General features: G+C 32.6%; 16 protein-coding genes. 8 read left to right on the top strand and 8 right to left on the bottom strand.

Annotation, left to right across the window (positions count from 1 at the left end):
- Positions 1–2: 2 nt before the first annotated feature.
- From KW502_RS09640 to KW502_RS09625, 4 genes are all read right to left on the bottom strand, one after another.
- Positions 3–821, bottom strand: a complete 819-nt coding sequence (locus tag KW502_RS09640) for a universal stress protein (RefSeq protein WP_219040348.1) — start codon at positions 819–821, stop codon at positions 3–5.
- A gap of 159 nt (positions 822–980) precedes the next feature.
- Positions 981–1,235: a hypothetical protein gene (locus KW502_RS09635; RefSeq protein ID WP_219040347.1), complete on the bottom strand. Its 255-nt coding sequence runs from the start codon at positions 1,233–1,235 to the stop codon at positions 981–983.
- A 145-nt stretch (positions 1,236–1,380) separates the two neighbouring features.
- Entirely contained in the window at positions 1,381–2,433 is a 1,053-nt protein-coding gene (locus KW502_RS09630) for a response regulator (protein ID WP_219040346.1), read from the bottom strand.
- Positions 2,434–2,442: 9 nt separating this feature from the next.
- Positions 2,443–3,675, bottom strand: coding sequence for a PAS domain-containing sensor histidine kinase (locus KW502_RS09625; protein ID WP_219040345.1), 1,233 nt, complete (start codon positions 3,673–3,675; stop codon positions 2,443–2,445).
- A 352-nt stretch (positions 3,676–4,027) separates the two neighbouring features.
- On the opposite strand from KW502_RS09625, the gene KW502_RS09620 reads away from it, so the two are divergent.
- Together KW502_RS09620 and KW502_RS09615 are read left to right on the top strand one after the other, a co-directional pair.
- Positions 4,028–7,480, top strand: a complete 3,453-nt coding sequence (locus tag KW502_RS09620) for a pyruvate carboxylase (protein WP_219040344.1) — start codon at positions 4,028–4,030, stop codon at positions 7,478–7,480.
- Positions 7,481–7,566: 86 nt separating this feature from the next.
- Positions 7,567–8,229 carry a uracil-DNA glycosylase family protein gene (locus KW502_RS09615; RefSeq protein WP_255554196.1) on the top strand — a complete coding sequence of 221 codons (663 nt, stop codon included), beginning with the start codon at positions 7,567–7,569 and terminating at the stop codon, positions 8,227–8,229.
- A gap of 50 nt (positions 8,230–8,279) precedes the next feature.
- Here the strand turns inward: KW502_RS09615 and KW502_RS09610 are convergent, their stop codons facing one another.
- The 3 genes from KW502_RS09610 to KW502_RS09600 all read right to left on the bottom strand — a co-directional run bounded on the left by KW502_RS09610 (position 8,280) and on the right by KW502_RS09600 (position 10,666).
- The gene (locus KW502_RS09610; protein WP_219040342.1) at positions 8,280–9,131 is read right to left on the bottom strand and encodes an OmpA/MotB family protein; all 852 of its coding nucleotides are present in this window, start codon (positions 9,129–9,131) and stop codon (positions 8,280–8,282) included.
- Between the two features lie 90 nt (positions 9,132–9,221).
- A complete protein-coding gene (locus KW502_RS09605; protein ID WP_219040341.1) occupies positions 9,222–10,211 on the bottom strand; it encodes a glycosyltransferase family 2 protein in 990 nt (329 codons plus the stop codon).
- An 8-nt stretch (positions 10,212–10,219) separates the two neighbouring features.
- Positions 10,220–10,666 (bottom strand): type I restriction enzyme HsdR N-terminal domain-containing protein, encoded by a 447-nt coding sequence (locus tag KW502_RS09600; protein WP_219040340.1) that lies wholly within the window; start codon positions 10,664–10,666, stop codon positions 10,220–10,222.
- 32 nt (positions 10,667–10,698) lie between these two features.
- On the opposite strand from KW502_RS09600, the gene holA reads away from it, so the two are divergent.
- The 6 genes from holA (at position 10,699) to KW502_RS09570 (ending at position 16,564) form a co-directional block, all read left to right on the top strand.
- A complete protein-coding gene (holA, locus tag KW502_RS09595; RefSeq protein ID WP_219040339.1) occupies positions 10,699–11,706 on the top strand; it encodes a DNA polymerase III subunit delta in 1,008 nt (335 codons plus the stop codon).
- Positions 11,707–12,609: a 1,4-dihydroxy-2-naphthoate polyprenyltransferase gene (locus KW502_RS09590; protein WP_219040338.1), complete on the top strand. Its 903-nt coding sequence runs from the start codon at positions 11,707–11,709 to the stop codon at positions 12,607–12,609.
- 127 nt (positions 12,610–12,736) lie between these two features.
- Positions 12,737–13,417, top strand: coding sequence for a metal-dependent hydrolase (locus tag KW502_RS09585; RefSeq protein ID WP_219040337.1), 681 nt, complete (start codon positions 12,737–12,739; stop codon positions 13,415–13,417).
- Entirely contained in the window at positions 13,417–14,460 is a 1,044-nt protein-coding gene (locus KW502_RS09580; protein ID WP_219040336.1) for an o-succinylbenzoate synthase, read from the top strand. Before KW502_RS09585 ends, KW502_RS09580 begins: the two co-directional genes overlap by 1 nt.
- A gap of 3 nt (positions 14,461–14,463) precedes the next feature.
- Complete coding sequence (locus tag KW502_RS09575; RefSeq protein WP_219040335.1) at positions 14,464–15,405, top strand: CPBP family intramembrane glutamic endopeptidase; 942 nt, start codon at positions 14,464–14,466, stop codon at positions 15,403–15,405.
- Between the two features lie 55 nt (positions 15,406–15,460).
- Complete coding sequence (locus tag KW502_RS09570) at positions 15,461–16,564, top strand: AMP-binding protein (RefSeq protein ID WP_219040334.1); 1,104 nt, start codon at positions 15,461–15,463, stop codon at positions 16,562–16,564.
- Positions 16,565–16,574: 10 nt separating this feature from the next.
- Here KW502_RS09570 and KW502_RS09565 read toward each other — a convergent pair whose 3' ends face one another.
- Positions 16,575–18,239, bottom strand: a complete 1,665-nt coding sequence (locus KW502_RS09565; protein ID WP_219040333.1) for a M1 family metallopeptidase — start codon at positions 18,237–18,239, stop codon at positions 16,575–16,577.
- Positions 18,240–18,317 lie beyond the last annotated feature (78 nt).

The raw sequence follows: 18,317 nt of genomic DNA, 5'->3' as shown, positions 1-18,317 counted from the left end.
TTTTATTCGTGTAAAACTAAAAACGGAACCTCTTTATGATAGCTAATTCTATGGGCTAAAGGATGAAATAAAATATGCTGAAAGAAATTCAAATTTTTTGCCATCATAGTGATCATTTGCGTGTCGTGAGAGGTGACAAACGACTCTACTGCTTCTTCTAACGTATCGTTTCTGGTAAAATGAAAACCGTGTTCAATTTCCATCAGTTGTTCTTTTAAGTATACCCGATTACTTTCTTGTCTTTCGGTAAGGTCTTCGCTTTTCTTAGAAAGGTAAAGTACATTTAATGCAGATTCATTAAAATGACAAACCTGTTTTAAGGTGTGTATCACTTTATTTTTATAAGAAATATTAAAATCTGTAGGAAATGTAATATGTCTAGGCTCACGATAAGTAGCGTTTTCAGGAATAACTAACACAGGGCATTTAACCCTTGTAATTACTTCTGTAGAATGGCTTCCTACAGTCGCTTCTTGATAACCACTAGCACCTTGGGTACCCATCACAATAAAATCTATTTCACGTTCACTCACATGTGCTCGAAGCGTATCTACAAAATGACCGCTTTCTATAGAAGTAAAAAACTGATGTTTTTTATTCAGTTTTTCCTTTCCCAAACGTTCTAGTAAATGTTGAAAAGCCACTGTAGCGTTTTTAGAAGCTACTAACGTGGGTGATAAGTTTTCGTTTTTCTGCTCCCATTCAGGAGAGTTAACGTGTACAAAATAAAAATTAGAGTACACATTCTTAAAGAACGATAAAGCATAGCTAATCGCATTCCATGAGTTTTCAGAAAAATCAGTAGGCATTAAAATATTCATCTTCCTCGTACATTATATTTTGAAGCAAAAATAGAAGAGGAGTACTTGTTGAAAAATGACAAAAATCAGGTTTTCAATTTTTTATGAAAGAAAAGTGTGATTTGTACAAGCCTTCAACCAGCAAAGGTTATCGGTTTTTAAAGAAAGGGGAGTATTTAATTAGTTGAGTTCAGAATCAACGATTCCGGCAATTTTGCTGATAATTTTATTGTGAATAGGTTTTTCTTTTAAGCCATTAGTTAAGACAATAATGGTCATATCTTGATGAATAAATTTTCTGTAGCCTGTCACTAAACCTCCCGTAAAGCCGTATGAAATTTCTCCATTAGAAGTGTATTGCTGCCAACCATACAGAAACTCATCTTTTTCATTATTAAAATAAAAAGGGTTTTTATATTGAAATGGAGTCCACATTTTTTGTTTAGTTGCAGGCTAGTAAAATTTTTGAGTTAATCATAAAAGATGAAGTTAATCTATATGGGAATTGATTGAGTTTTTTTAATTTTCTCTATTCTCTATTCTCTATTCTCTATTCTCTATTCTCTATTCTCTATAAAAATTACTCCATCATTTCTAAACCTTCAATATCTAATATTTTAATATTTCTTCCTTCAATTTCAATTAAGCCTTCTTTTTTAAAAGCAGAAAGTGTTCTAATTAAGCTTTCTGTGGCAATACCAGCAACGCTAGCTAAATCACCCCGGGAAATTTTAATATTTTCTGAAGGTTTTTTATCTAATATTTTTACAAATTGAAGGATGGTTTGTGCTGTTTTTCTTTTTACAGAACTATAAGCCATTTGCAGTAATTGTTGCTTAATTTCTGATAAGTTATCGGTTAGCACGTTCATTAATTCTAACGAAACTTTTTTGTTGCTTTCTAAAATTAACTTTAAGCTTTGCTTAGAAATACCCGCAAGCTCTACTTTTTTTACTGCGGTAGCAGATTCTTGGTAAGGAATGTTTTCTTCAAAAGAGGTGAAGCCTAAAAATTCATCTGCTTTAAAAAGCGCAGTGATTAATTCTTTTCCATTTTCATCCATTTGGTGAGTTTTTACCACCCCGTCTAAGATTAGAAAGATATAATTAGAATGATCACCTTCTTTATAAATGGTCGCTCCTTTTTTATACGTAGTCACTTCACCTTCATCATCAAAAAGGTTTTTGAGTTCATTTAGATTTCTAACTTCGTCTTCTTTTTCTACTTCAGTTTGAGCGTTTTTAGTTGTGTTTTGCGCAATAATTTTAGATTTTGCTAATCTACTTTCTACGGCGCTAATTAACTCTTCTTCATCAAAAGGTTTGGTGAGGTAATCATCAGCGCCTAAATCCATTCCTTTTCTAATTTCTTTGTGTTCTGTTTTAGCTGAAAGAAATATAAATGGAATATGTTGTGTCTGTTGATTTTTTGCTAAAGCTTCTAACACGCCATAGCCATCTACTTCTGGCATCATAATATCGCAAATGACAATGTCTGGATGCTCTTGTAAAGCTTTCTCTATTCCTAATTTTCCGTTAGGAGCTGTTGTGACTTGGTAATCTGAAAGTTCTAAAAGTTCTGCAGTATTTTCACGGAGTGCCGTATCATCTTCAATGAGAAGAATAGTTTTCATAAAGTAGGGTTATTGGTTTGTATTCATAGGAAGACTTACCGTAAAGGTGCTTCCTTGGTTTTCTTTGCTGGTAAAAATAATAGTTCCGCCAAGGTTTTCCAAATGACTTTTAATAATGTTTAACCCAATACCAGTACCTTGATTGAGGAGCGCATTTTCTGCTCTAAAGTACCTTTTGAAAATATATTTTTGTTCTTTTTCTGGAATTCCAATTCCTTGATCGGTAACTTTTAAGATCAAGTTATTTTCTTCTAGAAAAGCTTCAGTGTTAATCGTTGTATTTTCTGGCGAATATTTAATGGCGTTATTGATGAGGTTGGTGAGAATAAGTTCGAGAATCTTCTCATCAAATTCTAAAACAATATCATCGATGTTTTGAGGGTAACTAATTTTTTGTCCGCTTTTTAGCAGCATATTTGCATCATAAATTACCTCGTTGGTTACTTTACTCAGCGGGAAACTACTAAATTTATAAGCTGCTTTTCCAGTCTCGAGGCGTTCTATAGAAAGAAAATCATCTAAAATATTATTTAAATATTTTACTTTGTTTTTAATGGTTTTAAGATGCTTCTCTCTTTTTTCTTGATGTTCTTCTTTTGTGTATTTTGCAATAAGCGTGGTTGAGGTGAGAATGCCACTTAACGGAGTTTTAAACTCATGAGAAACTAACGATAGAAATTTAGTTTTTAAATCGTTAAGTTCTCGTTCTTTCTTGAGTGATTCTTTAATTTTATTTTCTGCTTCTTTTCGTTTAATAATCTCATCTTCTAGCTCGATTACGGTTTGTCGAAGCTCTTCAGTTCTGATTTGAATTTTTTGTTCTAACTGATTGTTTAAATCTAGAATTTGGCGTTCTTGGTTTTTACGAATGGTAATATCTATCACCATAGCCATGACATAATTTTCACCCTCTAATTGAAAAGGATTTAATCCTGCTTCTACCGGAAATTGTTTGCCATTTTTTCGTAAACCATGTAAATCCCGACCATTCCCCATTTGTCGGTGGCTGCTGTTATGCATAAACTTATCCACAAGCACATCGTGATGATGTACGTGTTTACGCGGTATTAATATATCTAGGTGTTTTCCTTTTAATTCGCCTTCATCATAACCAAACATGCGATTAGCAGAAATATTACTGGCTACAATAATTTGTTTTTTATTGACAACAATAATTCCTTCAGAAACAGATTCGAATAAAATTCCGAAGCTATTCTTATTGATTTCCTCAAATTTTTTCATACATCAAAAATAAACAATTTTTAACTTTCCATTTCTTAGTTAAGGTTTAAGTTTTAATGAAATGTTTAATCTATTTTAACAAAATTAATTACTAAAAAATATGCTTCATATAGCTTTTAAAAATTAGTATTTGATGATGAGTGAGATAAGAATGAAAGTGAATGAAAAGTAGGTAGAGAATAAAACAATATTTCAATTGAAAATCTATCTGATTTGATTCAATAAAAATGTTATAAAAGTCCTAATCTTCTTAAAAACGTTTTAAAAACTGCTAAAAAATAACGATATTACCGAGTCTGAATTTAACAAAAACATTCAGTATTTTTTTAAACATTGTAAACCAGTTTTTTAAATGAAAATTAATAAAGTTCTCGTTGCCAACCGTGGTGAAATTGCTATTAGAATCTTTCGTGCATGTACAGAAATAGGTATAAGAACCGTCGGTATTTACACCTTTGAAGATCGTTATTCGTTACACCGATATAAAGCAGATGAAGCTTATCAAATTGGAGAAGATAATGATCCTTTAAAGCCTTATTTAGATATCGATAAAATTATTGAAATAGCAAAAGAGAATGATATTGATGCCATTCATCCTGGTTATGGTTTTTTATCTGAAAATTCAAAATTTGCCCAAGCTTGTGAAGATAACGGGATAATATTTGTAGGACCTAGAGTTTCTGTACTCAAATCGTTAGGAGACAAGGTAACAGCAAAAGAAGTTGCCATACAAAATAATGTTCCAATTATTCAGAGTAACAAAAAAGCACTAACCACAGTCGATATCGCTTTAGATGAAGCTAAAGTAATTGGTTATCCGGTAATGTTAAAAGCCGCTTCTGGAGGTGGTGGTCGCGGAATGCGAGTAATTAGAACTGAAGATGAGTTGCGTAAAGCTTTTCCTGAATCTAAACGTGAAGCAGGTAATGCCTTTGGTGATGATACTGTTTTTATTGAGAAATTTGTAGAAAACCCTAAACACATAGAGGTGCAAATTATTGCCGATAACCACGGGAATATGGTACACCTTTTTGAAAGAGATTGTTCGGTACAACGCCGCTATCAAAAAGTGATTGAAGTAGCACCTTCTTATAACTTAAAAGAAGAAACCAAACACAAATTATATGACTATGCTTTGTCTATTTGTAAAGCAGTAAATTATAATAATGCAGGAACCGTTGAATTTTTAGTAGACGATGATGGAAGCATTTATTTTATTGAAGTAAACCCACGTGTTCAGGTAGAACACACGGTAACAGAAGTAGTGACCGGAGTTGATATTGTAAAGTCTCAGCTTTTTATTGCCGGCGGCTATAAATTATCAGACCAGCAAATTAAAATTGAAACACAAGATAAACTTTCTACGCAGGGCTATGCCGTACAATGTAGAATTACGACGGAAGATCCACAAAATGATTTTAAACCCGATTACGGAACCATTACGACTTATAGAAGTGCTTCCGGATTCGGAATTCGTTTAGATGCCGGTAGTGTTTATCAGGGCGTAAGTATTTCACCGTTCTTTGATTCGATGCTGGTAAAAGTAACTGCCAATAGTAGAACCCTAGATGGAGCCTGCCGAAAAATGCGTAGAGCTTTAGCTGAATTTAGAGTGCGTGGTGTAAAAACCAATATGGCATTTTTAGATAATATTTTAAAAGATGAAAACTTTAGAAGTGGACAAGTAACTGTTAATTACATTAAAGATACGCCCAAGCTTTTTGAAATAAAAGAGCCAAGAAACCGGGCGACTAAAATGGTTAACTTTTTAGGAAATGTAATTGTCAATGGTAATGATGATGTGAAATTTACCGACCCACATAAAAAGTTAGTGACTCCTAAAGTTCCTAAATTTGAACATAAAGATCCTTATCCAAAAGGAACCAAAGATTTATTAACAGAAAAAGGACCAGAAGAATTTGCGAAGTGGTTAAAATCTGAACAAAAAATTCATTTTACAGATACCACCTTTCGTGATGCACACCAAAGTTTGTTAGCCACCCGAATGCGTACTTTCGATATGATGAAAGTGGCTGAAGGTTTTGCTAAAAACCATCCAGAAGTATTTAGTTTAGAAGTTTGGGGAGGAGCTACGTTCGATGTTTGTATGCGTTTTTTAAAAGAGAATCCTTGGGAGCGTCTAAGACTCTTAAGAAAAGCGATGCCAAACATATTATTACAAATGTTACTTCGTGGTTCAAATGGGGTAGGGTATACCGCTTATCCTGATAACCTTATTGAAAAATTTGTAGCTGAAGCTTGGGAAAACGGTGTAGATATTTTTAGAATTTTCGATTCTCAAAACTGGATGCAATCCTTAGCACCAAGTATAGAACACGTTCGTAAAAATACACAAGGTATTGCAGAAGCTTCCATGTGTTATACAGGAGATATACTTCAGCCTAAAAACAATAAATATAACTTAGCATATTATGTTCAGCTAGCGAAAGATTTAGAAAATGCAGGCGCACATATTTTAGCGATTAAAGATATGGCAGGTTTACTAAAACCTTATGCCGCATCAGAATTAATTTCTGCTTTAAAAAGTGAAGTTTCTTTACCTATTCATTTACATACGCACGATACTTCATCCATTCAATCGGCAACTTATATAAAAGCTATTGAAGCTGGTGTAGATGTGGTCGATGTTTCTTTAGCAGGAATGTCTGGCTTAACTTCTCAGCCTAATTTCAATTCTTTAGTTGAAGCAATGAGCGATAGTGAGCGAGAAAATAAAATGAATATCGATAAGCTTAATGAATATTCTAATTACTGGACAAGTGTTCGCGAATATTACTATCCTTTTGAGTCTGGTCTAAAAGCAGGAACAGGAGAGGTTTACAAACACGAAATTCCTGGTGGTCAATATTCTAATTTAGTACCACAAGCAGAATCTTTAGGCTTAAAAGATCGTTTTAACGAAATTACCGAGATGTATGGCAAAGTGAACGAGCTTTTTGGTGACGTAATTAAAGTGACGCCAAGTAGTAAGGTCGTGGGAGATATGGCTCAATATTTAGTGAGTAATGACTTAACCATCGAAGACTTTTTTGAGAAAGGTGAAACTTTATCTTTTCCAGAATCTGTAAAAAGTTTCTTTAAAGGTGATTTAGGGCAGCCAGTAGGTGGTTTTCCTAAAAAGGTACAAGATATTATTTTAAGAGGAGAAAAACCTTATACCGATAGACCAAACGCGCATTTAGAGCCAGTAAATTTTGATAAAGAATTTGCAGAATTTAAAGAGAAGTTTAGTGGAGGTATGGACCGAGAATGGGAGCTTACAGATTTTATTTCTTATAAATTGTACCCAAAAGTATTTACAGACCTTTACGATCATTATGTGAAGTATGGTAAAGTAATTAATATTCCTACTAGAAACTTCTTTTATGGAATGAAACCGGGAGAAGAAATTATTATTGAATTAGATCGAGGGAAAACATTATTAATCACCTTAATCTCTACCACTAAACCAGATGCTTCCGGAATGGTGACTGTTTTCTTTAAAGTTAATGGACAGACCAGAAATATTCGCATACAAGATAAATCTGTTAAAGTTGAAAAAGTAGAACACGTTAAAGCTGATAAATCTGATGCGAAGCAAGTTGCTGCTCCCTTACAAGGTTCACTTTCAGAAATTATGGTGAAAGAAGGTGATAAAGTAACCAAAAACCAACCTTTATTCGTAATTGAAGCCATGAAAATGGGGACTACCATTACCTCTAATGATGAAGGTGAAGTGAAAAAGATTTATCTAAAAGCAGGTGATATGGTTTTTAGTGATGATTTAATTGTAGAGTTGAAGTAGATTTATACAATCTATACAGCAAACTTAAAACATAAAGCCTTCCAGTAATGGAAGGTTTTTTTATATTCAAACTAAAACCAAATACGTTGTTTAAACATACCCATCCTTACCAGCCATTTATTCCTAAAGGAACAAAAAAACTAATAGTTGGTACTTTGCCGCCTCCAAGATTTACTACGGGTAAATTTAAGCCAGGCGATGTGAATTTTTGTTATGGAAGTCGTGACGGGCAGTTATGGACGATTCTAGATCGAATTTTTAACTTAAACCTCAAATTTGAAATTACCGAGGAAGCTATTCTACAACGAAAAGAATTTCTTCAGCATCAAAAAATAGGAATTTGTGATATGGTAGCATATGCGATGCGGGAGAAAATTGATGCTTCAGATTTAGGAATGAAAGAGGTGAAATTAAGGAATATCATAAAAATTATTCAAGAACATTCTTTTGTAGATACATTGCTTTTTACTGGCGGAAATAGCAAAAATGGACCTGAATATTTTTTTAGAAAACACCTACGAAATTATCCTAAAATTCAACTTAAAAAAGTTAGTGATGAGGTGCCAAGAATTCATGAATTTAACTTGGAGGGAAGAATTATTAAGACGGTTTCATTAACTGCTCCATCTGGTGCTGCCAATCGAGCGGTGGGAAGCATGAGTTATTACAAATATCTAAAACAGAAAAATCCTGAGATGAATACTTTAGATTTTAGGGTTTTGCAATATGAACCTTATTTTAAAGCATAAAAAAAGCTACTCAAATTTGAGTAGCTTTTTGTGATTTATTAACTTCTAAATTATTTTTGAGCAGCTTCTTTCATTCCTTCTTCAATCATATTGTAAAATTGATCTAATTTAGGAAGTACTACAATTCTTGTTCTGCGGTTAGCAGCTTTACCTTCAGCATTATCATTAGAAGATACAGGTACATATTGACCTCTACCAGCAGCAGTCATTCTTGCAGGATCTACATCAAAATCATTTTGTAAAATACGTACAATAGAAGTTGCTCTTTTTGTACTTAAATCCCAGTTGTCTTGAATACATTCAGTTTTAATAGGATCGTCATCTGTGTGACCTTCTACCATAAACTCAAAATCTGGTTTGTTTTTAACTACTTTAGCAACTTTACCTAATACTTCTCTAGCACGGTTGGAAACTTGGTAGCTACCACTTCTAAACAAAAGTTTATCAGAGATAGAAACAAATACGACTCCTTTTTCTACATTAATTTCAATGTCTTCATCATTAATATTACTTAATGCACCTTTTAAGCTAGTTACTAGAGCTAGAGTAACAGAGTCTTTTTTGTTAATAGCATCACGCATGGTTTTAATTTGAAGGTCTTTTTCTTTGATGCTTTCTAATGAACGCTCTAAATTTTCAGCTCCTTTTTTAGATAAAGTAGCTAAATCACCTTGGTTCGTTAATAATGCATTATTGGTCTTTTTCAAAGTGTTTACTTGGTCTTCTAAGTAAGAAACTCTGGTTTCTTTTTCATCTAAACAAGAATTAAGCTTCACTGTTGCAGTGTTTAGCAAATCTTGAGTCTCCTTCTGTTGTTCTTCAAGTTCAGCATATTTCTTTTTAGATACGCAAGACGTAAACATTAATACTGATAGTACAGAAAATAAAAAAACTCTATTCATCATAGTTATATTAAAATGTTAATTATGGGTTCAAAGCTATTAAAAATGCAATATTGATATTGAGTATTAACAATAATTTAGCGCAGTAGTTTATAACTGCCTGTAGGTTGTTTTTTTCTCAATAAAGTATCGCCATACGATTGATTTTAACGGACTGAATTTTTCTTTATTGTAAGTAGGTTTTCTTTTTTTGATCATTTTTGGTAAATACTTATAAAAGCTATAATGAGCTTTTAAGATAGCTAGAAAATGTTTCGGTTTTAATTCGATTAAAAATTTAATACCAGCAACACCGTCTAAGACCATTCTTATTAGAATAGTTAAAGTTACAAATTGTTGTTTGTTTTTTACTAAATTAAAGAGACTGTTTCTAAAATTTAAAAATGTTTTTTTTGGGTGCATGGCATGCAATGTTCCGCCTCCTAGATGATAAACTGTAGATTGTGGGAGTGCCCAAATAGCATAGTTTAACTGATGCACTCGCCAGCATAAATCTATTTCTTCTTGATGGGCAAAATAATCTTCATCAAGCTTTCCTGCTTCAAAGAATACTTCTTTTCGGATTGCAAAACAAGCTCCGCTCGCCCAACTTACTTGAAGAGGTTCGTTATATTGATTTTTATCTTCTTCTAAAGTTTCAAAAATTCTTCCGCGGCAATAAGGATAGCCTAATTGATCTACAAAACCACCACAAGCCCCCGCATAATCAAACTTATTCTTATTTGTGTAATTTAAGATTTTAGGTTGAATAATAGCGGTATTGGCTTGTGTTTTAAAATGTGCTAAAATAGGGGTTAGCCAATTAGGAGTTACTTCAACGTCGCTATTTAATAAAATAAAAATATCTTCTTTTAAATGTTTTAACGCATCGTTATACCCCTTAGCATAACCTCCGTTTTCTTTGTTTTGAATAAGTTGTACTCTAGGAAAATTTTGTTGAACAAATGCTACAGAATTATCTTCTGAGGCATTATCTGCTAAGTAAAGATTAGCTTCAGTAGAATGTTTCACTACTGAAGGTAAAAAAGTTTCTAATAACTTTTTACCATTCCAATTTAAGATGACGACTGCAATTTTCACATTGCAAATTAAAGCGAATATGGTGAGATTTCTCTTAAGAAATGATATTTTTCTAATTCATAATCCATTTGGCAATAATAATGCTCAAGTCCATTGGTGACCATCAGCTGTTCAGCTTTTAATGATAAATTGTAACGCGCGATTTGATCGAAGGTGTCTTGTGTAATTTTTATCGATGGAGCTTTGCATTCAACAATAAGGTTTATACTTCCATTGGGATTATAAGCTACAATGTCGTAACGCCTTGTTAAACCATTTACTTTTAATTGTTTTTCAGCATTTAAAAGTTGTTTGGGGTAATTTTTTTGTTGAATTAAATATTGAATGGTATGTTGTCTAACCCATTCTTCTGGGGTGAGGATGATAAATTTTTTTCGGAGTTCATCGAAAATAGCCGTTTTATTTTCGCTATTTTTGACCCGAAATTGATAGGATGGAAAGTTAAGTTTTATCATTTAAATAGTACAACTTAGGCTGTAGCGCTTTTATGGAGCAAGTAAAGAAAATTATAGCAGATATAAAAAAAGACGAAGTAAAACCTATTTATTTTTTAATGGGTGAAGAGCCTTACTATATTGATAGTTTGGCAAGTTACTTTGAAAAGAATTTGCTTACGGAAGAAGAAAAAGGCTTTAATCAGTCGGTTTTATACGGGAGAGATGTTAGTATAGATGATATTGTTTCATCGGCAAAGCGTTTTCCGATGATGGCTAAATATCAACTGTTAATCGTAAAAGAAGCTCAAGATCTTTCTCGCAGCATCGAGAAGTTAGTGAAATATGCCGAAAATCCGCAACCTTCTACCGTGTTGGTGATTTGCTATAAATATAAGAAATTAGATAAGCGGAAAGCATTATATAAAACCTTAAATAAATCTGCGGAGGTTTTTGAAAGTAAACCATTATACGATAATCAAATTCCAGATTGGATAGCTAAAGTACTTCGAGGTAAAAATTATACCATTACCCCAAAAGCATCTTTGCTGCTGGTAGAATTTTTAGGTACAGATTTAGGTAAAATTAATAACGAACTTGAAAAGTTGCAGTTAATTTTGCCCGAAGGTTCTCAAATTACTCCTGAACTTATTGAAGAGAATATTGGGATAAGTAAAGACTTTAATAACTTTGAGTTGCAAAAAGCTTTAGGAGAAAAAGATTTTAAAAAGGCTTTTCGAATTATAGATTATTTTTCTCAAAACCCCAGAGAACATCCAGTACTTCAAACAACCGCTATTTTATTTAGTTTTTTTACTAAAATTTTAAAATACCATAGTTTAAATAATCAAGATAAAGCTAATGTTGCCAAAACTTTAGGAGTGAATCCTTTTTTTGTAAAAGATTATGCGGTGGCTGCCAGAAATTATAAGATGAAAGAAGTTAGTGGGATTGTGGAAAAACTAAGAGAAGTAGATGCAAAAAGTAAAGGAGTAGGAGCAAATGGTGCTCATACTTCAGATCTGTTTAAAGAATTATTAATAAAAGTATCTTTAAAATAAATGAGCACAAAATTTAAAACATGGATAGGTGCAGCAAGATTAAGAACTTTGCCGTTATCGATAGCAGGAATTATTATGGGTACTGCTTTAGCTATTTTGTACGGTTTTTTCTCTTGGGATATTTTTATTTTAGCTATTTGTACCACTTTAGGTTTACAAATTCTATCTAATTTTGCAAACGATTATGGCGATGGAATAAAAGGTACCGATAATGAAGAACGTATTGGACCTATGCGGGCTTTACAAAGCGGAATTATTACCGATAAAGAAATGAAAAAAGCCATGATTATTACTTCGGTAATCACTATTCTTTTTGCACTGGCTTTAATTTATGTAGCATTTGGAAGGAATAATTTTTTATATTCAATAGTGTTTTTTCTATTAGGGATTGCTTCTATTGGAGCTGCCATTAAATATACGGTAGGGAAATCTGCTTATGGCTATAGAGGTTTAGGTGATGTGTTCGTTTTTCTTTTTTTTGGTTTATTAAGTGTAGTTGGGAGTTATTTTCTTTATCATCATCAATTAAATTTTACAATATTTCTTCCAGCAATTTCAATAGGTTTGTTAAGCACGGCAGTACTTAATTTAAATAATATGCGTGATCGTATAAGTGATGCTAACGCTGGTAAGCATACCTTGGTGGTTAAATTAGGAGGAGAGAAATCAAAGAAATACCATTCAGCCTTAATTCTATTTGCTTTTTTTGCTAGCCTAGAGTTTATATTTTATTCGCAAAACTATTGGTTAGCTATTAGTCTAATAGCATTCTTACCGTTATTCTTTCATTTAAAAACGGTGGCCAATAATAAAGTCCCAAAAGAATTAGATCCCGAATTAAAGAAAGTCGCTTTAAGCACTTTTTTATTTTCAATTTTATTTTTGATAGGTGCTTTGATTTAGAAAATAAAAAAGCCGTTAATTTCACGGCTTTTTTTGTCTAAAATTTAATGTTATTTCTATGTGAAGATATAAGGTGATTATTATAAAATTTATTATTTTTTGCCTGAAAAACTAAAAGATAAAAATTATGAAAATCACCTATTACGGTCAAAATTCATTAGCGATAGAAGTGGCCGGTAAGCATATTGTTGTAGATCCTTTTATCACAGGAAACGACTTAGCAAAAGATAAAGTAGCATTAGATGCTTTAAAGGCAGATTATATTTTACTCACCCACGCTCACCAAGATCATATTCTAGACGCAGAAGCCATTGCCAAAAATACAGGCGCTACCATGGTGAGTAATGCTGAAATTGCTTCGCATTACGAATCGAAAGGTTTTAATGCTCACCCAATGAACCACGGCGGAAGCTGGAAGTTTGATTTTGGAAGATTAAAATATGTAGTAGCACATCACAGTAGCTCTTTTCCTGATGGAAGCTATGGCGGGCAACCAGGAGGTTTTGTTCTAGAAACAGCAGAAGGAAATCTCTATATTGCAGGTGATACTTCACTAACCATGGATATGAAACTTATCCCGATGCGTACCAAATTAGATCTTGCAGTTTTACCTATAGGAGATAATTTTACGATGGGCGTAGATGATGCGGTTATTGCTAGTGATTTTATTGAATGCGATAAAATATTAGGATGTCACTACGATACCTTTGGTTTAATTAAAATAGACCATAAATTAGCACATGATAAATTTAAGATGAAGAATAAAGAACTTCATTTATTACCAATAGGAGAGAGTATAGAGGTTTAATGAAAGCAACATATAAAAAGTATATTTTAAATTTTAAACGCCCCAGCGGAACATCGCGGGGCGTTCTTACGACCAAAGAAACTTGGTTTATCATTTTAAAAGATGGTGAACAATTTGGTATTGGAGAATGCGGCATTTTAAGAACACTTAGTATTGATGATCGTCCAGATTATGAAGAAAAGCTAAAATGGGTTTGTGAAAATATTCATCTTTCTAAAGAAGAGTTGTTAGCAGAGTTAACGGAATTTCCTTCGATTCAATTTGGGTTAGAAATGGCGCTAAAGTCATTTGAAGCAATACATCCTTTTCAATTACTTCCCTCTAAGTTTACTAAAGGAGAAGATAAAATACCTATTAACGGACTTATTTGGATGGGGGAAGAAAAATTTATGCATGAGCAAATTCAGCAAAAATTAGAACAAGGTTTTTCTTGTATTAAGTTGAAAATTGGTGCCATAGATTTTGAAAAAGAAATAGCCCTGTTACAATCCATCAGAAAAAAATATACGGCTACACAAATAGAATTACGGGTAGATGCTAACGGAGCCTTCTCTGCTGAGCAAGCTTTAGAGAAACTTCAACGCCTAAGTGAATTAAATTTGCACAGTATAGAACAACCCATTAAACAAGGGCAGCACCAAGTAATGGCTAATCTTTGTCAACACACACCCTTACCAATTGCTTTAGATGAAGAATTAATTGGGGTATTTTCTGTAACAAAAAAAGAAGAACTGTTACAAACTATACAACCACAATACATTATTTTAAAGCCAAGTTTAATTGGTGGCTTTAGAGGAACACAAGAATGGATAGATTTGGCAGAAAAGTATAATATTGGTTGGTGGATTACGAGTGCTTTAGAAAGCAATATAGGTTTAAATGCTATTGCACAATTCACCTATACTAAGCAAACTAACATGCCGCAAGGTTTGGGTACTGGTAGTTTGTATACCAATAATATCGAAAGTCCGTTAGCGGTAAAAGGAGAATTTATTCAATATATACCCACAGAGATTTGGGGTGTTCATTCAATTTTAAAATAATAGATGAAAGATTTTATTAGCATTGCTGCGCAAGAGGGAAGTTTTAAAAAATGGAAATATATTTTACCTCCTTTAGGTTTTTTAGGCTTAATGGCGATAAATTATTTAGCTATCCAACTTTTACAAGTAGATGTAGGGCAGGTAATGCAGCAAGAGGTGGCAAAAAAAGGAGCTAATCGGGTAGTGCTAGAGTCACTAATTCCTTTTGTGGTATTTTTAGGATTATTGTTTTTGTGGGTTAAATTAGTGCATAAGCAAACTTTAAAATCATTAACCACCACTCGAAAAAAGATTGACTGGAAGCGTATCTTGTTTAGTTTTTTTATGATAAGTGTATTTACTGTGGTGATGACATTTATAGATTATAAAAGCAATCCTGAAAATTATCTGTATAATTTTAATACAGAAAAATTTACTATTCTATTTGTTATCGCTATTATTTTGGTGCCTATTCAGACCAGTTTTGAAGAATATTTTTTTAGAGGTTACCTTATGCAAGGCTTAGGCTTAACTTTTAAAAATAGGTGGTTGCCATTTTTGGTAACTTCACTTATGTTTGGCTTAATGCATTTGGGCAATCCTGAGGTTGGTAAATTAGGTCCTATAATCATGGTGTATTACATAGGTACGGGTCTTTTTTTAGGCTTAATTACCTTGATGGATGAAGGGATGGAGTTAGCGCTTGGTTTTCATGCTGGTAACAACTTAACAGGTATTTTATTGGTGACTGCCAATTGGACTGCTTTTCAGTCAGATTCAATTTTAAAAGACATGGCAGAGCCAGAAGCTGGTTTAGATATCTTACTTCCGGTAATAATTATTTATCCTATTTTTACATTTATCATGGCGAAAATGTATAACTGGAAAAACTGGAAACAAAAATTGTTTGGTAGAGTTTATGATTCTTCTTCGCAGGAAAAAATTACTACAATATCTGAATCTTAAATATTTCTTATTGTTTTATTAACATTTGCTAGTAGTTGAAATAAGATATTTGGTTATGAATGAATTTGCAGATTATTACACGCCACGTTTACACGAGGATTTTCAGTTTAATAAGAATAAGTTAAATGAAACTGGCTTAATTCAATTGGCTAATTTATATATTAATGAAGGAGAACCTTATGAAGAATCAATAGGAGAATTTATTTTAGATTGGTTAGATGAAAAAGAATATGTAGAGGTAAAAACTTCAGGCTCTACAGGAACACCAAAAATTGTTCAGGTTAAGAAAGAATACATGGTTAATAGCGCTAAGGCTACTGGTAAATTTTTTAAGCTTCCTGAACAAACTACGGCCTTGTTATGTTTACCTGCTTCTTACATTGCTGGGAAGATGATGCTGGTAAGAGCTATGGTATTAGGTTGGCATTTAGATAGTGTACAGCCCAAATCTAACCCTATAGACCAAGTGTTTAAGCGCTATGATTTTTGTGCAATGACTCCTTTTCAATTAGATAATTCTTTAGGGCGACTTCATTTAATTCAAAAATTAATTGTTGGAGGAGGTGCTGTTTCTGTTCATCTTAAGCAATTAGTGCAAGGTATTCCTACTAAAATTTATGAAACTTACGGAATGACAGAAACCGTAACTCATATAGCAGCTCGAAGAATAAACTCTAAAAAAAGTAGAAAAAAGAAACTTCCTTTTAAAGTATTAGCGAATGTAACCGTAGCCCAAGATGATAGAAATTGTCTAACCATTAAAGCTCCTTTAGTTTCAGACCAATTGGTGGTTACTAATGATGTAGTTGAATTAATCACTTATAAAAAGTTTTTTTGGAAAGGAAGAATTGATAATGTAATTAATAGTGGTGGCGTAAAAATACATCCTGAAGAAGTAGAAAAAAAATTACAAAATATTATTTTACAACGCTTTTTTGTTACTTCATTGCCTGATGATGCTTTAGGTGAAAAGCTAATTTTATTTGTAGAAGCTGCTTTTAGTGAAGAAGTACTAGAACATTTAAAAGAAGAAATACAAAAATCAAAAAAAATAGATAAATTTGAAAAGCCTAAAAAAATCTATTTTGTAGAAAAATTTGAAGAAACACATACCGGAAAAGTAAATAGAATTAATACCTTAAAAGCAAGGTTAGCTTAAAAAATTTAAGCTAATTTCTATGATCTCTCCTATTCAATACTTCATTTAAATTGGTGGTAATATAAAACTTTTTTAAGTTTACTTGTAAATTTTCTTTAGAAATAGACTTGTCTAATTTTTGCCAAGAATTACTAGGTGTAATTCTTATTTCTTTTTGATTAGTTAAAAGTTCTACAGGCATTTTAAAATTTTCAACATCGGTTTTCCAACGGTAGTAAATGGTAGCGTTTTCTTTTTTAAATTGAAGTTCTGGAAGCTTTGTATGCCTTAGGTATTGATTGAAAAATGATGCTAATTCTAGATCGGTTTCCTCTTCAAAAAAACGAACTACAGCTTCTGTATCTGTTGTCGTGTGTTTAAATGCTGAAGTAAAATGATTTAAAATTTCCCACCATTTTTCATCATCATTAATCATAAAGCGCAAGGTATTAATCATATTAGCGCCTTTAAAATACATATCACCAGAGCCTTCTGAATTTACACCGTAATCGCCAATAATGGGGCGGTCGTTACTTACCATAGTTTGTCTTAAACCGTTAAGGTAGGTGAGCGCTTTTTCTAAGCCCCAGCGGCATTCAATATAGATCGCTTCGGTATAAGAGGTAAACGACTCATGTATCCACATATCGGCAATATCTTTTGCAGTAATGCTATTTCCAAACCATTCGTGACCTGATTCGTGAATTATAATATAATCCCAATTTAGTCCAACTCCAGTGCCAGATAAATCTCTGCCCATATATCCGAAATTAAAACCATTTCCGTAGGCAACGGCACTTTGATGTTCCATACCTAAAAATGGAGTTTCTACTAATTTATAAGAATCTTCAGGAAATGGATACGGACCTATTTTTTCATAAAAGCAATCCATCATAGGGGTTACTTCTTTAAATGATTTTTTTGCTTTTTCTAGGTTGTAAGAGAGAACATAATAGTTGAGGTCTAGATCTTTGTAATGATCTGAAAAATTCACATAATCACCAATGTTTAAAATAATATTGTAATTATTAATGGGGTTGGTAACTTTCCAATTCCATTGTGTGTAATTTTCATCTACTTTTTCTTTTCCTAATAACCGACCGTTTGAAACTGCTACTAAATTTTTTGGAGCAGCGATATGTATTTCTGCTTCTTCTGGTTCGTCGCTTAAATGGTCTTTATTAGGATACCATAAGCTGGCTCCAGTGCCTTGTACCGCAACACTTACCCAATCTTCATTATTTTTATCTTTGGTGAAAATAAAACCTCCGTCCCAAGGTGGGGTTTTGGCAACAATTGGTTTGCCTGAGTAATAAAAGTTAAGTGTACTTTCTTTTTTTTGTTGAATAGGTTGTTCAAATTCTATGAAAACAGCATTAAATTCTCTATAAAATTTTACTTTTTTCCCTTTATAAGTAATCGAATCTACCTTCATGTTTTTGAATAAATCCAATTGCATTTTTGGCAATTCCTCTAAAGTCTTAAAAGTAATTTTGTTAACGCCCGAAATGTATTTTTCTTCGGGTATAACTTTTACATACAAATCATATTTAAGTACATCATAGCCTGTTCTTTCTGGTCTCAAAGAACCTCTTAGTGAATCTGCCCTGGTGTAATTCTTGTCATGATCAGAAAGTAATTGAGCCGTTGAAATTTGAAAAAAATGAAAAGCTATAAATAAAAGTAGAAAACGCATGGGATAAATTTATGAAATGCAAGATACTAATTTTAGCAAAGTCATCCCTAAGGCTTTCTTTAGAAAAATATTTTAGTT

Source organism: Mesonia aestuariivivens (genome assembly GCF_019311235.1).
Classification (GTDB): domain Bacteria; phylum Bacteroidota; class Bacteroidia; order Flavobacteriales; family Flavobacteriaceae; genus Mesonia; species Mesonia aestuariivivens.
This window is presented reverse-complemented; position numbering and strand designations above follow the sequence as displayed.

Bases quoted from the DNA above. Each gene is read 5' to 3' on its own strand.
- KW502_RS09635 (WP_219040347.1), bottom strand. From the start codon at position 1,235: ATGTGGACTCCATTTCAATATAAAAACCCTTTTTATTTTAATAATGAA.
- KW502_RS09590 (WP_219040338.1), top strand. From the start codon at position 11,707: ATGAGCACAAAATTTAAAACATGGATAGGTGCAGCAAGATTAAGAACT.
- KW502_RS09625 (WP_219040345.1), bottom strand. From the start codon at position 3,675: ATGAAAAAATTTGAGGAAATCAATAAGAATAGCTTCGGAATTTTATTC.
- KW502_RS09600 (WP_219040340.1), bottom strand. From the start codon at position 10,666: ATGATAAAACTTAACTTTCCATCCTATCAATTTCGGGTCAAAAATAGC.
- KW502_RS09640 (WP_219040348.1), bottom strand. From the start codon at position 821: ATGAATATTTTAATGCCTACTGATTTTTCTGAAAACTCATGGAATGCG.
- KW502_RS09620 (WP_219040344.1), top strand. From the start codon at position 4,028: ATGAAAATTAATAAAGTTCTCGTTGCCAACCGTGGTGAAATTGCTATT.
- KW502_RS09575 (WP_219040335.1), top strand. From the start codon at position 14,464: ATGAAAGATTTTATTAGCATTGCTGCGCAAGAGGGAAGTTTTAAAAAA.
- KW502_RS09585 (WP_219040337.1), top strand. From the start codon at position 12,737: ATGAAAATCACCTATTACGGTCAAAATTCATTAGCGATAGAAGTGGCC.
- KW502_RS09610 (WP_219040342.1), bottom strand. From the start codon at position 9,131: ATGAATAGAGTTTTTTTATTTTCTGTACTATCAGTATTAATGTTTACG.
- KW502_RS09570 (WP_219040334.1), top strand. From the start codon at position 15,461: ATGAATGAATTTGCAGATTATTACACGCCACGTTTACACGAGGATTTT.
- holA (WP_219040339.1), top strand. From the start codon at position 10,699: ATGGAGCAAGTAAAGAAAATTATAGCAGATATAAAAAAAGACGAAGTA.
- KW502_RS09580 (WP_219040336.1), top strand. From the start codon at position 13,417: ATGAAAGCAACATATAAAAAGTATATTTTAAATTTTAAACGCCCCAGC.
- KW502_RS09630 (WP_219040346.1), bottom strand. From the start codon at position 2,433: ATGAAAACTATTCTTCTCATTGAAGATGATACGGCACTCCGTGAAAAT.
- KW502_RS09565 (WP_219040333.1), bottom strand. From the start codon at position 18,239: ATGCGTTTTCTACTTTTATTTATAGCTTTTCATTTTTTTCAAATTTCA.